At 30.4% G+C, this 14,402-nt stretch carries 16 protein-coding genes; 6 read left to right on the top strand and 10 right to left on the bottom strand.

All coding sequences use genetic code 11. The features are described from left to right. The 4 genes from RMN92_RS09205 to RMN92_RS09190 all read left to right on the top strand — a co-directional run. Positions 1–289, top strand: a 289-nt coding sequence (locus RMN92_RS09205) for a sigma-70 family RNA polymerase sigma factor (protein ID WP_309609171.1), incomplete at its 5' end; no start/stop codon positions are given. Beyond that, positions 276–725 (top strand): hypothetical protein, encoded by a 450-nt coding sequence (locus tag RMN92_RS09200; RefSeq protein WP_309609170.1) that lies wholly within the window; start codon positions 276–278, stop codon positions 723–725. The genes RMN92_RS09205 and RMN92_RS09200, both read left to right, overlap by 14 nt. 71 nt (positions 726–796) lie before the next feature. Next, entirely contained in the window at positions 797–1,321 is a 525-nt protein-coding gene (locus RMN92_RS09195; protein ID WP_409024855.1) for a DUF4252 domain-containing protein, read from the top strand. Positions 1,322–1,329: 8 nt separating this feature from the next. Continuing rightward, positions 1,330–1,866: a DUF4252 domain-containing protein gene (locus RMN92_RS09190; protein WP_309609168.1), complete on the top strand. Its 537-nt coding sequence runs from the start codon at positions 1,330–1,332 to the stop codon at positions 1,864–1,866. Between the two features lie 74 nt (positions 1,867–1,940). Here the strand turns inward: RMN92_RS09190 and RMN92_RS09185 are convergent, their stop codons facing one another. The 5 genes from RMN92_RS09185 to RMN92_RS09165 all read right to left on the bottom strand — a co-directional run bounded on the left by RMN92_RS09185 (position 1,941) and on the right by RMN92_RS09165 (position 7,196). Continuing rightward, positions 1,941–3,221 carry a hypothetical protein gene (locus RMN92_RS09185; protein ID WP_309609167.1) on the bottom strand — a complete coding sequence of 427 codons (1,281 nt, stop codon included), beginning with the start codon at positions 3,219–3,221 and terminating at the stop codon, positions 1,941–1,943. Positions 3,222–3,438: 217 nt separating this feature from the next. Continuing rightward, positions 3,439–3,882 carry a sterol desaturase family protein gene (locus tag RMN92_RS09180; RefSeq protein WP_309609166.1) on the bottom strand — a complete coding sequence of 148 codons (444 nt, stop codon included), beginning with the start codon at positions 3,880–3,882 and terminating at the stop codon, positions 3,439–3,441. Between the two features lie 53 nt (positions 3,883–3,935). Continuing rightward, positions 3,936–4,775 carry a phytoene/squalene synthase family protein gene (locus tag RMN92_RS09175; protein ID WP_309609165.1) on the bottom strand — a complete coding sequence of 280 codons (840 nt, stop codon included), beginning with the start codon at positions 4,773–4,775 and terminating at the stop codon, positions 3,936–3,938. 3 nt (positions 4,776–4,778) lie between these two features. After that, positions 4,779–6,239: an oleate hydratase gene (locus RMN92_RS09170; RefSeq protein ID WP_309609164.1), complete on the bottom strand. Its 1,461-nt coding sequence runs from the start codon at positions 6,237–6,239 to the stop codon at positions 4,779–4,781. A 57-nt stretch (positions 6,240–6,296) separates the two neighbouring features. Then, entirely contained in the window at positions 6,297–7,196 is a 900-nt protein-coding gene (locus RMN92_RS09165; protein WP_309609163.1) for a MerR family transcriptional regulator, read from the bottom strand. Between the two features lie 341 nt (positions 7,197–7,537). Here RMN92_RS09165 and RMN92_RS09160 point away from each other — a divergent pair, with 341 nt between their 5' ends. Continuing rightward, positions 7,538–8,227 (top strand): PAS domain-containing protein, encoded by a 690-nt coding sequence (locus RMN92_RS09160; RefSeq protein WP_309609162.1) that lies wholly within the window; start codon positions 7,538–7,540, stop codon positions 8,225–8,227. 63 nt (positions 8,228–8,290) lie between these two features. Here RMN92_RS09160 and guaB read toward each other — a convergent pair whose 3' ends face one another. The 3 genes from guaB to RMN92_RS09145 all read right to left on the bottom strand — a co-directional run bounded on the left by guaB (position 8,291) and on the right by RMN92_RS09145 (position 11,970). After that, positions 8,291–9,763 carry an IMP dehydrogenase gene (gene guaB, locus RMN92_RS09155; RefSeq protein ID WP_309609161.1) on the bottom strand — a complete coding sequence of 491 codons (1,473 nt, stop codon included), beginning with the start codon at positions 9,761–9,763 and terminating at the stop codon, positions 8,291–8,293. 281 nt (positions 9,764–10,044) lie between these two features. Beyond that, positions 10,045–10,908 (bottom strand): hydroxymethylglutaryl-CoA lyase, encoded by an 864-nt coding sequence (locus RMN92_RS09150; RefSeq protein ID WP_309609160.1) that lies wholly within the window; start codon positions 10,906–10,908, stop codon positions 10,045–10,047. A 42-nt stretch (positions 10,909–10,950) separates the two neighbouring features. After that, on the bottom strand, positions 10,951–11,970 hold the full coding sequence (locus RMN92_RS09145; protein ID WP_309609159.1) for a quinone-dependent dihydroorotate dehydrogenase: 1,020 nt from the start codon (positions 11,968–11,970) through the stop codon (positions 10,951–10,953). A gap of 240 nt (positions 11,971–12,210) precedes the next feature. Between RMN92_RS09145 and pepT the strand changes: the two genes are divergently transcribed. After that, positions 12,211–13,500: a peptidase T gene (pepT, locus tag RMN92_RS09140; protein WP_309609158.1), complete on the top strand. Its 1,290-nt coding sequence runs from the start codon at positions 12,211–12,213 to the stop codon at positions 13,498–13,500. An 80-nt stretch (positions 13,501–13,580) separates the two neighbouring features. Here pepT and yajC read toward each other — a convergent pair whose 3' ends face one another. Both yajC and RMN92_RS09130 read right to left on the bottom strand, forming a co-directional pair. Beyond that, positions 13,581–13,853 (bottom strand): preprotein translocase subunit YajC, encoded by a 273-nt coding sequence (yajC, locus tag RMN92_RS09135; RefSeq protein WP_309609157.1) that lies wholly within the window; start codon positions 13,851–13,853, stop codon positions 13,581–13,583. Positions 13,854–13,858: 5 nt separating this feature from the next. Then, the gene (locus RMN92_RS09130) at positions 13,859–14,368 is read right to left on the bottom strand and encodes a DUF1573 domain-containing protein (RefSeq protein ID WP_309609156.1); all 510 of its coding nucleotides are present in this window, start codon (positions 14,366–14,368) and stop codon (positions 13,859–13,861) included. Positions 14,369–14,402: the final 34 nt, after the last annotated feature.

Below are 14,402 nucleotides of genomic sequence, written 5' to 3'. Positions count from 1 at the left end.
AAGAACATCAAATTTGAGAATTGAACATCAGAATTATGTTGAAAACGGATCCAGTTTGCAACAAAAAATTGAAGATGAAAATTCAATAGGTTGGATTGAAAAAATAATTGAAACTTTGCCAGAACAGCAAAAATTAATTATTCAAATGCGAGATGTGGAACAATATGAGTTTGAAGAAATTTCTAAAATCATGGAAATGAGCGAAGCCACAATACGTGTGGCACTTTCAAGAGCACGAAAAACAGTAAGAGAAAAAATGATAAATACGCACAAATATGGAATTAATTAAAGTAGAAATACTATTGGAAAAATACTTTCAGGCAGAAACTTCAATAACTGAAGAAAAGGAGTTGCGCAGCTATTTTTCTGCTCCAAATGTGGCGCCACATTTGGAAAAATACAAAGCAATTTTTGGTTTTTACACCCAAGCAAAGCAGCAAGAATTCAGTCAAGAAATAGCATTAAAATCTAAAAAGAATAAAACAATTTGGTTTTCAATTGCTGCAACGATTGTACTTTTTTTAGGAATTGGAGTATTTTTTGTGATGAACCGAAATATGCAAATTCCTCAAAATGAATTGGGCTCTTATGACAATCCTGAAATTGCTTTCAAAGAAACTCAAAAAGCACTGGCTTTGCTATCAACCAATGTAAATGTCGGCTTAGAAAGTGTTATGTATGTTCAAGAATATGAAAATGCAAAAAACAAAGTTTTTAAAAAATAATTCAAAAAATAACAAATTTAAAAGTAAGAAATATGAAAACATTTATTCAAAATTTAGTAAAAAATAATATAATGATCATTATAGCCCTACTATTATTGACTCCAATATTTGGTCAAGCACAATCATTGTTTGATAAATATGATGGACAAGACAATGTGACTTCCATTATAGTGAACAAAAAAATGTTCGATTTAATGAGCAAAGTCAAAATGGAAGCTTCAGACAAAGAAGCTCAGAAATATTTGGCACTCATAAAAAAATTAGACAATTTGAAAGTATTCATGACTTCCAGTGCAAAAACTGCTACAGATATGCGAGCAAATGTCGAAAAATATCAAAAAACCAGCAATCTTGATGAGTTGATGAGAGTGAACGATGGTGACAAAAATGTTAAGATATATGTGAAATCTGGAGCTTCAGACAGTCAAGTAAAAGAATTATTGATGTTTATTGAAGGTGTAAACGTAAAAGGAAATGAAACGGTTTTAATGTCGTTAACAGGTGATTTTGATATTAATGAAATTTCTACCTTGACCAACAAAATGAATATCCCTGGTGGCGATGTTTTGAAAAAAGCAACAAAAAAATCTAATTAACTGAAGCCATGATAACATTGTTAAGATTTATAATAGTTAGTGTTTTTTTACTTCTATTTGGATGTAAAAGTGAACCAAGTCTGCAAAAATATTTTGTAGAAAATACAGAAAATAAAAATTTTGTATCTGTTGATTTGACACCAAAAATGTTGAACGTTGATGCACAAAAACTAAATACCTCTCAAAAAGAAGCTTTAAATTCCTTTGAAAAAGTAAATGTTTTAGCCTTTAAAATAAATGACACGAATAAATCTGAATTTGAAATTGAAAGAGCAAAAGTAACCACTATTCTAAAAAATGAAAAGTACCAGCAATTGATGAAGTTTGGTTCTGGAAAAGAAGGTGCACAAATAAGCTATGTAGGAACCGACGACCATATTGAAGAATTTGTTATTTTTGGTAACAAATCTGAAAATGGATTTGCAGTTGTACGTGTTTTAGGAAAGGATATGAATCCAACACATATTCTAGAAATGATTAGTGTACTTAAAAATTCAAATATAAATACAAATCAATTAAAATCTTTAGAAAGCATTTTTAAATAGATTTGAAGACTAATAGAAATAATAAAAACGACCTTTAGAGTCGTTTTTATCTTTTCTATTATGTCAAGATTTAGTTATTTTGATGCCAATCTTGAGGTTAAGTTTTTGTCTTTTTTTATTCTGAAATCTGGTATTTTTTTCACATCATTTTCAACAAAAAAATCAACATTATTTGCTTTTGAATATTCAATATAAAATTTATTATTTGAATACCAACTTTTTAAAGCATTATTATTTTCGGTAAATTCACTTTCAATGTAAGTTGTACAATTATTAAATAGAACGTCATTCAATTTAATTTTGTCCAAATTTTCATAATCAGTTTTAATTTTCCCATCCAAAAGTAAACATTGATTGAATCCTGAAATAATACTATTTGCCATCGAAAAAGCTGTGTTTTCTTTAACTAATATTGCTTCTCTAATTAATCCCAAATTGTCATTTTCTTCGTTTAATAGAGTCACATTTGTAGCAACCACATTGGTTAATTTTTTCGTTAAATCGGCATTGGATTTTACATCGTAAGATTCAATATCAAAACACCTAGATTTTCCTGGATTTGTAAAATACTGATTTTTTACAGCCAAACTGTTTGAAATATTTACTTGCGCTCCTTCAGTAAAATAATAGTCATTTCCGTTTGCTCTAAAAGAAATTAAATTTTTCAATGTAAGTTGACCACCATTGCAAACAAATGAATCGCTATTTGAATAGCTAATTTGTATATTTTCGAGTTTTGTTTTGCGACCTACACCAGCAATATAAAGTGAATTTTGAAGTTTTCCAGTTCCAATTTTTTTACCTGCAAATTCAATACGTACAAATTTTAAAATTCCAGAATCGCTATCAATATTATTGCCACCGTAAATATTATATTTTGAATCAAGATTTAGGTTTATTTGACCAATACTTCCAAATTTATTGATTGGCGCATCTCCAAAAATCACCAATCCACCCCAGTCGCCAGATTTTCTTTGAGTACTTGGTCTATTTGATGTAAAAATTATAGGATTTGATTCTTGACCTTCGGCAATTATTTTTGAACCTTTTGCTACTATTAAGGTACCATTGGTTTCATAATCGCCTTTTATAACTGTGCCTGGCTCTATGGTCAAAACAGCGTTGTTGGTTACATAAACCATACCTGTTAACAAATAAATATTATTTTTAGACAACGTAGTATTTTTGTCTATTTGTCCAGATAAAATATTCGAACTTTCGTTATAGTCAGTCGTTTTGGGTTTAAAATTAGTCCAATTTTTAGTCCAATTGGTTTCGTCAGAAATACCTCTTGTATTTTGTGCATTTATCAATAATGAATTAATAAATATGATGGATAAAATTAAATTTTTCATAACTATACATTTTAGAAATGTTAAAAAATTTTATTTGGTTATGTTGACCAAATCGATTTTTTTACTCATTTCAAATGTAAGAAATAAAATTTTATAATAACGATAAAATGCAATTATTTTCGATAAAGTGTTAAAAAATATCTTATATATAATATTTTATTTACAATTTTATATTTAACATTTATTAATTGTTAAATATAATTACTATAAGCTATAATTATTTTTTAAAATATTTAAAAGGAACTATTAACATTCCAAAACATTCACCTTCGCCTTTTCCAATATGCTTATGATGCATTTTGTGTGCTCTTCGAACAGCGCGAGCATACATATTGTTGGCATTTCTGAACATTTTAAACCTTTGGTGGATAAAAATGTCATGAACTAAAAAGTATGCTAATCCATACACAAAAATTCCTAGACCAATAGCCAAACCAATATCTAAAATTTTATTTTGCCAGAGTAAAAAAAATCCAATACTTATAATTGCGTAAATAATAAAAAAAGCATCATTGCGTTCAAACCAAGAATCATGGTCTTTTTTGTGGTGGTCTGCGTGCAAATTCCACAAAAATCCGTGCATTATATATTTATGACTAAACCATGCCATAAATTCCATAAAGAAAAAAGTTGTAAAAAAAACTAAAATATGTAACCACATAACTTTATAATTTAAAATAATTGTGTAATAATAAATGAATCTAAAATGAAAATTTATATCAATTTCAATCGATAACTTACATAGCATTTTGCTAATAAACTAACTTTTTGATAATCTGCAACTCTAATTCTTGTATTTTTAATTTCTGATGAAGGCGTATTTTTTAGCTTTGTTAATAATTTTTTATAATAAACATAAGCTGTATAGACCCCAAATTTAGCTTCAATTGGCAAATTTACAATCCCTTCATAACCTGCTTTAAAATCGGCTTCAATTTCTTGAATAATTTCTTTTTTTGAACTTTCACTTAGTTGAGACAAATCTGTGTTTGGAAAATAGGTTCTGTCCAATTCCTCAAAATCTGCTTTTAAATCTCTCAAAAAATTCACCTTTTGAAAGGCTGAACCTAATCTCATTGCAGATTCTTTAAGATTATTGTACTGGTCTATATTGCCTTTTACAAAAACTTTCAGACACATTAAACCAACCACATCTGCACTTCCATAAATGTATTCATTATATTCATTTTCAGTTAAATAACTTTTTTTCGTTAAATCCAGTTTCATACTTTTCATAAAAGCTGCAATGAGTTCCTTTGGAATTTTGTGAGTATGAACTGTGTACTGAAATGAATTGAGTATTGGATTCAAACTTATTTTATTATCCAAAGCATTTTGCAAATCTCTTTGAAACATTTCAAACAAATCTTCCTTGTTGTAATCATGAAAACTATCAACAATTTCGTCTGCAAATCTAACAAATCCATAGATATTGTATATGTCTTGCCTTATGGTTGGAGCAAGCATTTTTACAGCCGATGAAAATGAAGTACTGTAAGATTTAGTGACAAGCTTACTGCATTCAAATGATACACTATCAAAAAGTGATTTCATAAATTATGAATATTTTTTTATTAAATCTGATACTAGTTTCCCCGATATTAAAGCTGGCGGAACTCCTGGTCCTGGGACTGTTAATTGACCTGTAAAATATAAATTTTTTACTTTTTTACTTTTCAGTTTTGGTCTTAAAAATGCCGTTTGCAACAATGTATTTGCCATACCGTAAGCATTACCTTTGTATGAATTATATTCAGAAACAAAATCGTTTACACAAAATGATTCTTTAAAGATAATATTTTTTTGAATGCTTTGATTTGTAATTGTTTCAAAACGAGCTATAATTTTGTTAAAATACTTTTCTCTTAATTCCTCAGTATCTTCAATTCCTGGTGCAATTGGTATCAAAAAGAAACCATTTTCGCATCCTTCAGGAGCAGTTTTTAAATTTGTTTTGGATGTAAAATTAGCATAAAACAAAGGTTCATTTGGCCATTTTGGATTGTCATAGATATCTTTGGCATGTTGATCAAAATCGACATCAAAAAACAAATTATGATGCGCCACATTTTCTATTTTAGTATTAAATCCAACATAAAATAAAAGAGATGATGGTGCGAATGTTTTATTATCCCAATACTTTTCGGAATATTGTCTGTATTCTATATCCAATAATGTTTCGGTATGATGGTAATCTGCGCCCGACAATATTATATCAGATTGTATGATTTTCCCATTTACGATAATGCCTTTTGCTGTTTTGTGATCAACTATTATTTTTTCAACATTTGCATTGGTTTCAAATTTTACACCCAATTCTGTTGCCAATTTCGACATACCCAAAACTACATCATAAAATCCATTTGTAGGTTGCCAAGTTCCTAAACCAAAATCTGCATAATTCATAAAACTATAAAATGATGGTGTATTTGAAGGTTTAGCACCCAAAAATAGTACAGGGAATTCTAAGATTGATATCAATTTTGGATTGGTAAATTGTTTTCTTACATCTTTACTAATAGTTGAAAAAAATTGATTTACTTTTTTTGCTGTTTCAATAGTTATTAGTTCCAACACAGATTCACCTGGACGATAAACCAAATCTTTTATAGCAATATTGTAGTTACTTTGAGCTTCATATATAAATTTCTCCAACTTTTTGCCACTTCCCGCTTCTACAGATTCAAATGTTTCAATTATTTGAGTTAAATTGTCTGCTATAGCAATGAGATTGTCTTTGCCAAAAAAAACATTATAAGCAGGTGATAATTTCTTTAAAATATAATAATCCGAAGGTTTTTTATCAAAATCTGAGAAAAACTTCTCGAACACATCCGGCATCCAGTACCAAGATGGACCTAAGTCAAATGTAAAACCATTTCGAATTTTTTGTCTCGCTCTACCTCCAATTGTGCTATTTTTTTCGAAAATGGTAACATTATTGCCACTTTTTGCCAAATAGCAAGCTGCAGCCAGTGAAGAGAACCCAGAACCTAATATACTAATATTTTTTTTCATATTTGTTTAGCAAAAATACTAAATAGTTAAACAATAAAAAATTATTTTTTTAATGATTTACATTTCGCTTGCCATTTCTTGAATTGAATTAAAAATTTTAACTTTTACATCTAAATCAGAAGTATTAATTTCTAGAGTCATTCTGCCAATTAACCAAAGTTCGGTTGTGTCTTCAATTAAAATATCTTTGGTAATATCTTTTACAAACTTATCAACTTCGTTTTTGTCGGGTTGCACGGTTAAATAACTGACAAAAGTTAAATTGTCAAAATACTTCAATACGTCTTTTAAACTATCTGTAGGAACACTTTCACCTAAATAGATGGTTTTATATCCATTTAATATAAATTCATAATTCAAATACATCAATCCCAATTCATGAATTTCATTTAAAGGTAGAAAAAGTATAAATACTCTATCATTTTTAATTGGTTCTGTAAATTGCAATTTTTCAGTATTTATTAAAAGTTTTTGTTTGATAAGATAACTGATAAAATGCTCGTGTGCTGGGCTAATTGTATCAGATTGCCAAAGTAGCCCAATTTCGGACATTAATGGCATGAAAACATCATAAAAAATTTCTTTAAAAGATTTTTGAGAAAGCAAATTATCATATGTGTTGATGAATAATGTTTGATCAAAATTCATCATTGCCATTTTAAAAGCATTTATAGCATGACTTTTTACGCTTTTCTCTGAAATAATATCCCTTACTATAGATGGAATTTGTTCCACAGGAAATTTTGATATTTTAGAAATTTTGTAACCATGATTGTGAAGCAAAGTGATGTTAAGGAGTTTTTGCAAACTTTTCAAATCATACAACCGAATATTGGTTTCTGTACGCATGGGTTCAAGTACATTATATCTTTTTTCCCAAATCCTTATGGTATGCGCTTTGATTCCTGAAAGATTTTCAAGGTCTTTTATGCTGAATACATTTTTTACATTGTTCATTCTTTTACGATTTTCATTAAACAAAAGTAATCATTTTACTTAACGAATGTTTAATGATTGTGTTAAATATTAAAAAAATTGCATAAAAAAAATAGAATCAAATTATGTATAATTTATGAAAAATAAAATTTACTCAGCTTAAAATAAAGCTTAAATAACCAATATTCACACTTTATTATAGAATTTAAAGAGTCAAAATATGCATTTTAACGATAATTTTGAATTTTTATCGATTATTTATTAAGAAAAATTCTAATGAGAAATAATTTTTATTATATTTGTACGTGTAATTAACATTTTTTTGTGAAAATAATACTTATATAATGCTAAAATTTTAACTTATGCAAAATGAACAAGAAAATTACAATATAACTCCATCAAATTCAGAATCTAAACTTTTTGGGTTAACATACAGACCAACTCCTTCAGATAGAGAATTGGAATGGGATAGAACTAAAGTTTTATTGAGTAAAACCGATTCAAAAGGAAATATATTGTATGCAAACGAATCATTTATAGACGTTTGTGGGTATGATGATTTTGAATTAATGGATAAATCTCACAATATAATAAGACATCCAGATATGCCTAAAGTTATTTTTAAAATAATGTGGGAAAAAATCCAAACAGGAGAAGGCTTTCATGTGGTTATGAAAAATATGTCTAAAACTGGAAGGTATTATTGGGTTGTAAATGATTTAAAAACGGCAAAGGATAATTTTGGTGTATTAACTTTTACTGGTCAACAAAAATCTGTTCATCCTGATCTTATTTCAAAAATAATAGAACCGTTATACAGGAAACTGTTGCAAATTCAGGTTGCTAGTGGAGTACAATCAAGCGAAAATTATTTAATAGGATTTCTTGAAGAACGAAACATGACATACACACAATTTATTGATCAGTTGATATTTACTGGTGTGGATACAATTCAAGAAAAAGATGATACAATTAAAGTTAGTATCCCAAAGAAAAAAGGATTTTTTAGCGGATTTTTTGCTGATGAAAAACCTACAGCGAAGAAAAAATAAGAAAATATTTAAATACGGTTATCAAAAAAAGGCATAATTTAATTATGCCTTTTTTATTTCCTATTATCTAGAATAATTTGGCGCTTCTTTGGTAATTGTAACATTGTGAGGATGACTTTCTCCAATTCCACTAGTAGTTATTCTAACAAATCTTCCTGTTTCCTGTAAAGTTTCTATGTCTTTTGCACCACAATAACCCATTCCTGCACGAAGTCCGCCAATAAACTGTTGCATACTTTCATTCAATTCTCCTTTATAAGGAACACGCCCCACAATTCCTTCTGGAACTAGTTTTTTAACATCATCTTCAACATCTTGAAAATAACGATCTTTTGATCCTTCTTGCATGGCTTCAACAGAACCCATTCCTCGGTATGATTTAAATTTTCTGCCTTCAAAAATAATTGTTTCTCCAGGAGATTCTTTTGTCCCGGCCAAAAGTGATCCTAACATGACACAATTTGCTCCTGCTGCAATTGCTTTTGGAATATCGCCAGTATAACGAATACCGCCATCTGCAATTACTGGAACTCCAGTTCCTTTCAAAGCTTCCGCCACTTCTAAAACTGCTGAAAATTGAGGAAATCCTACACCAGCAATAACTCTGGTAGTACAAATAGAACCTGGACCGATACCTACTTTAACAGCATCTGCTCCGTTTTGAGCCAAATACAAAGCAGCTTCTGGTGTGGCTATATTTCCTACTACAACATCCAATTCTGGAAACTTTGCTTTTACTTGTTTTAAAACATCAACAACTCCTTTGGTATGACCGTGAGCCGTATCAATAATAACCGCATCTACACCTGCATTGACTAATGCTGTGGCTCTTTCAACAACATCTGCAGTAACACCCAAAGCTGCCGCAACACGCAAACGTCCAAACTTGTCTTTGTTTGCATTTGGTTTTTGTGTAAGTTTAGTAATATCTCTAAAAGTGATGAGTCCAACCAGTTTATTATTATTGTCAACTACCAATAGTTTTTCGATTTTATGACCTTGTAATATTATTTCCGCTTCTTGCAATGAGGTACCAACAGGAGCTGTAATTAAATTTTCGGAAGTCATGACTTCTGTAATTAATCTATTGTTGTTTTTCTCGAAACGTAAGTCTCGGTTGGTTACAATTCCTTTCAGTGTTTGATTTTGGTCTACGATTGGTATTCCTCCAATTCCATATTCTCGCATTGCTTGTTTGGCATCTGCCACAGTTGCGGCAAGAGTTAAAGTTACAGGATCTATAATCATTCCAGATTCAGCACGCTTGACTTTTCTGACTTCGGCTGCTTGTTGCTCTATAGACATGTTTTTATGCAATACACCTATGCCGCCTTCTTGCGCCATCGCAATTGCCATGGCACTTTCTGTAACAGTGTCCATAGCTGCGGAAACTACTGGTGTATTTAATGTAATATTTCTTGAAAAATGTGTTTTGATGCTTACTTCACGTGGTAAAACTTCGGAATAATTTGGAATTAGCAGTACATCGTCGTAAGTTAGTCCTTCTCCAACAATTTTTGAATTGTGTGCTTTCATTGCAATTTGTAGTTGTAGTTAAATTGCATGCAAAGATAGTTTAAATAATTTAGATTTAAGATATTAGATTTATGTTATATTCTACTTTCATTAAGTTAAGAAATATATCATGAAATGATTTAAGGTTTTTGATTAACGATTGCTGATTTGAGATTTATAAAACCCTTTATAATCTACAATCTGAAATTTACTAACATAAAATCTAAAATTTAAAATCGTTAATCATTGATCAAAAATATCTTAACTTAATAATATTTAAATATATACCATTCGCTTATTGATTAATGAAAAGTAGAAAATATTTTTGAAGCATCATTATATGCACTTTCAAAACTCATTGGACTTATATTTGTATTTGCCTTTTGAGTGGTAAAATAGGAAAGTAATTTTTCTGTAGGCATATTTCCTGTCAAATTATCGGTTGCCATTGGACAGCCACCAAAACCTTGAATAGCTCCGTCGAAACGCTTGCAACCTGCTTTGTAGGCGGCATCGACTTTTTCATGCCACTTGTTTGGTGTGGTATGCAGGTGTGCACCAAATTCTATATTAGGATATTTTGGAATTAGATTCGAGAATAAATAAGAAATTACTTCTGGGGTTGAAGATCCAACAGTGTCTGAAAGCGACAATATTTTCACACCCATATCTGCCAATTTTTGAGTCCATTCTCCTACTATATCAACATTCCAAGGATCTCCGTAAGGATTTCCAAATCCCATTGACAAATAAGCCACTACTTCTTTATTGGTTTTATTTGCAATCTCTAGTATTTCATTCAGCGTTATTAAACTTTCTGCAATGGTTTTGTGCGTATTTCGCATTTGAAAATTTTCTGAAATCGAGAATGGAAAACCCAAATATTGAATTTGATTGTGAACTGAAGCCATTTCTGCACCTTGTGTATTGGCAATAATTGCTAACAATTTGCTGGTGGTTTTCGACAAGTCTAGTTCTGCTAAAACTTCTGCTGTATCTTGCATTTGCGGAATGGCTTTTGGCGAAACGAAGCTTCCAAAATCAATAGTATCAAAGCCAACACGAAGAAGCGACTGAATGTATTGCACTTTTTTTTCGGTTGGTATAAATGTTTTGATACCTTGCATGGCATCTCGTGGACATTCAATTATTTTAACTTGATTCATTGTTTCAAAGATAAAAAACTTTAAACTTTAAACTTTAAAAGTTTAAAGTTTTTCCAATATCTTTTTATTAATGGCTTTTATTAGTGCTGGTCCTTCGTAAATGAAACCAGTATAAAGCTGAATTAAACTTGCTCCAGCTTCCAGTTTTTCGATAGCATCTTGTGCAGAATGTATGCCGCCGACACCGATAATTGGAAATGCTTTATTGCTTTTTTCTGATAAAAACCGAATTACTTCAGTGGCTCTTTTGGTGAGTGGTTTTCCAGATAATCCTCCCATTTCAATACGGTTTATAGATTTTAATCCTTGTCGTGAAATGGTGGTGTTGGTTGCTATGACTCCAGCAATTTTAGTTTGTTTGACTATATCTATAATATCCAATAATTGTTCATTGGTTAAATCCGGTGCAATTTTCAAAAGTATGGGTTTGGCTTTTTCTTTTGTTGAATTGAGATCTTGCAATGTTTGCAAAAGTTTTGTCAGTGGTTCTTTTTCTTGCAATTCGCGCAAATTTGGTGTGTTTGGAGAACTGACATTTACTACAAAATAATCAACATAATTGTACAATGCTTCAAAACAAATTTCATAATCTTTTACAGCATCTTCATTTGGTGTGAGTTTGTTTTTACCAATATTTCCACCTATAAGAATACCGCTATTTTTTTTGAGTCTTTCAACTGCTTCGAGAACGCCACCATTATTGAAACCCATTCTGTTTATGATGCCTGAATCTTCTTGGAGTCGGAATAATCTTTTTTTAGGATTTCCATCTTGTGGTTTTGGCGTAAGCGTTCCTATTTCGATGAATCCGAATCCAAAATGGGATAGTTCTTTATACAACTTGGCATCTTTGTCGAAACCTGCGGCGAGACCGACTGGATTTTTGAATTTTAAGCCGAAAACCTCTACTTCGAGTTTTTTGTCTTTTATTTCATATAAAAATTTAAAAATTGAAGTAAAGCCTGGTATTTTTGATACAAATCTAATCAAGGAAAAAGTAAAATAATGCACTTTTTCTGGATCAAATAAAAAAAGTAAAGGGCGAAATATAAGTTTGTACATTGTTTTTTGTGTGTATTGCAAAGTTAAGAATTTTAATTTCAGATTTTATAATAAATTTGAATTCTAGATTATGCCCTAGCCCTGATGGAAGGGAAAATCCTTTTTTAATGAGCCTTTTCGGCGAAGTAAAAAAGATTTGGAATGACAGCAGGAAATAGCTCCAAAAAAGTTAACATAGATTTGTAGTTTTGATTTGTATATTTGCAGACTTAAAATATACACTAAAATAATCACAAAAAAATGCAACATATTATAGATCGTTTTATAAGTTATGTAACTATTGATACAGAATCTGATCCAAATTCTAATACTACACCGAGTTCAAAAAAACAATTGGTTTTAGCTAATTTGCTTGTAAAAGAGCTGAAAACTATAGGTTTGACTGATGTTTCTATAGACAAAAACGGATATGTTATGGCAACTTTGGAAAGCAATGTGGCTCATGAAGTGCCGACTATAGGATTTGTTTCTCATTATGATACAACCCCAGATTTTACTGGCGCGAATGTAAAACCACAAATTATTCAGAATTATGATGGTGGCGATATTGTACTGAATGCAGAACAAAACATTGTGCTTTCGCCAAAATATTTTAAAGATTTGTTGCAATATAAAGGTCAAACAATTATTACTACCGATGGTACAACTTTACTTGGTGCAGATGATAAAGCAGGCTTGACTGAAATAGTGACTGCTATGGAATTTTTGGTCAAAAATCCAGAGGTGAAGCATGGTAAAATTCGTGTTGGTTTTACACCTGATGAAGAAATTGGTCGTGGTGCGCACCATTTTGATGTAGAGAAGTTTGGTTGCGAATGGGCTTACACCATGGATGGAAGTCAAATTGGCGAGCTGGAGTATGAGAATTTTAATGCCGCTGGAGCGAAAATAACGCTGAAAGGAAAAAGTGTACATCCTGGCTATGCCAAAGGAAAAATGATAAATTCGATGCTATTGGCAAATGAATTTATCAACCACTTGCCAAAAAAAGAAATTCCACAAGAAACAAAAGGTTATGAAGGTTTTTTTCACGTAACGCAATTGTCTGGAAGTATTGAAGAATCGAAAATAGAATTAATTATTCGAGATTTTAATCCTAAAAGTTTTAAAAAACGCAAAGATTTTGTGCATGATATTGCAAAAAAATTGAATAAAAAATATGCCAAACAATTTGGTGCTGATATTGTAATTGCAGAAATTAAAGACCAATACTATAATATGAAGGAAAAGGTAACTCCTGTGATGCACATCGTGGATATTGCGGAGAAAGCCATGAAAAATTTGGGTATAAAACCATTAATTAAACCCATTCGTGGAGGAACAGATGGCTGCCAGCTTTCTTACAAAGGTTTGCCTTGTCCAAATATTTTTGCTGGCGGTCATAATTTTCATGGAAAATACGAATATGTTCCAGTAGAAAGTATGCAAAAAGCCATTGAAGTTATTGTGCAGATTGCGCAAATTACAGCTTCGGGAAATTATGGTAAAAACTCGAAGAAAGAATCTATTTCTAAGAAGAAAAAGAAATAGTTTATACAAATCATTATTAATTCCAAGAAAAAACCACTTTTCATATTTTGAAAAGTGGTTTTTTTATTTTTGATAACCAATTATTTTTTGTTTATTGCCGCACTCATTTCTAGTGAAATGGCAGAACGTTCCATTTTAAGTTTTCCTGACATGGTTTCAATGACTACAGTAGTTTCTGCAAGCTCAACTATTTTTCCGTGAAGTCCACTTTTGGTTACTATTTTATCGCCAACTTTGAGTGTGGTTTCAAACTCTTTTTCTTTTTTTGCTTTGGCTTGTTGTGGTCTAATCATAAAAAAGTAGATCACTACAAACATTAATAAAAATGGTAAAATTGATGTTAATTGTTGCATGGTATTTATTTAATTTTAATAGTTTCTTTTTTAGGCAAAATATTTGCCTTGAATGTAATGATATCGTTTCCTGATAATGTGTTGGTAGTTAAGTAAACTGTTTTCTGCTGTTGACCAGATTTTCCTACGGAATTAAATATGATTTTAATTTCGCCAGATTCTCCTTTTTTTAATGGGTTTTTTGTCCACTCTGGAACAGTACAACCACAACTTGGCTGTGCGGTTATAACCATTAAAGTTCCATTTCCAGTATTGGTAAATTTAAAAATATGTTCTACTTTATCGCCTTCGTTAATGGTTCCAAAATCAAAGTTTGAATCATCAATCTTAATTATTGGATAATCTTCTGGTTTTTTATTTTTGTCAACTGTTGGAATAGCTAATTGCCTATTTTGTGGCAAAAAGTTGTTTTTTGCATCAAATCTAAATTCCGCACTTTCATCCTGTTTTTTACAGGATAAAGTTAGAAATAATACTAAAAATGCTATAACTGAAATTGAATTTTTTATCATCATACTTTTACATTAATCCGCGACCTACTTTTTTAAG

The sequence above is a fragment of the Flavobacterium sp. genome (assembly GCF_031363805.1).
GTDB lineage: Bacteria > Bacteroidota > Bacteroidia > Flavobacteriales > Flavobacteriaceae > Flavobacterium.
This window is presented reverse-complemented; position numbering and strand designations above follow the sequence as displayed.

Bases quoted from the DNA above. Each gene is read 5' to 3' on its own strand.
- RMN92_RS09200 (WP_309609170.1), top strand. From the start codon at position 276: ATGGAATTAATTAAAGTAGAAATACTATTGGAAAAATACTTTCAGGCA.
- RMN92_RS09195 (WP_409024855.1), top strand. From the start codon at position 797: ATGATCATTATAGCCCTACTATTATTGACTCCAATATTTGGTCAAGCA.
- RMN92_RS09190 (WP_309609168.1), top strand. From the start codon at position 1,330: ATGATAACATTGTTAAGATTTATAATAGTTAGTGTTTTTTTACTTCTA.
- RMN92_RS09185 (WP_309609167.1), bottom strand. From the start codon at position 3,221: ATGAAAAATTTAATTTTATCCATCATATTTATTAATTCATTATTGATA.
- RMN92_RS09180 (WP_309609166.1), bottom strand. From the start codon at position 3,882: ATGTGGTTACATATTTTAGTTTTTTTTACAACTTTTTTCTTTATGGAA.
- RMN92_RS09175 (WP_309609165.1), bottom strand. From the start codon at position 4,775: ATGAAATCACTTTTTGATAGTGTATCATTTGAATGCAGTAAGCTTGTC.
- RMN92_RS09170 (WP_309609164.1), bottom strand. From the start codon at position 6,239: ATGAAAAAAAATATTAGTATATTAGGTTCTGGGTTCTCTTCACTGGCT.
- RMN92_RS09165 (WP_309609163.1), bottom strand. From the start codon at position 7,196: ATGAACAATGTAAAAAATGTATTCAGCATAAAAGACCTTGAAAATCTT.
- RMN92_RS09160 (WP_309609162.1), top strand. From the start codon at position 7,538: ATGCAAAATGAACAAGAAAATTACAATATAACTCCATCAAATTCAGAA.
- guaB (WP_309609161.1), bottom strand. From the start codon at position 9,763: ATGAAAGCACACAATTCAAAAATTGTTGGAGAAGGACTAACTTACGAC.
- RMN92_RS09150 (WP_309609160.1), bottom strand. From the start codon at position 10,908: ATGAATCAAGTTAAAATAATTGAATGTCCACGAGATGCCATGCAAGGT.
- RMN92_RS09145 (WP_309609159.1), bottom strand. From the start codon at position 11,970: ATGTACAAACTTATATTTCGCCCTTTACTTTTTTTATTTGATCCAGAA.
- pepT (WP_309609158.1), top strand. From the start codon at position 12,211: ATGCAACATATTATAGATCGTTTTATAAGTTATGTAACTATTGATACA.
- yajC (WP_309609157.1), bottom strand. From the start codon at position 13,853: ATGCAACAATTAACATCAATTTTACCATTTTTATTAATGTTTGTAGTG.
- RMN92_RS09130 (WP_309609156.1), bottom strand. From the start codon at position 14,368: ATGATGATAAAAAATTCAATTTCAGTTATAGCATTTTTAGTATTATTT.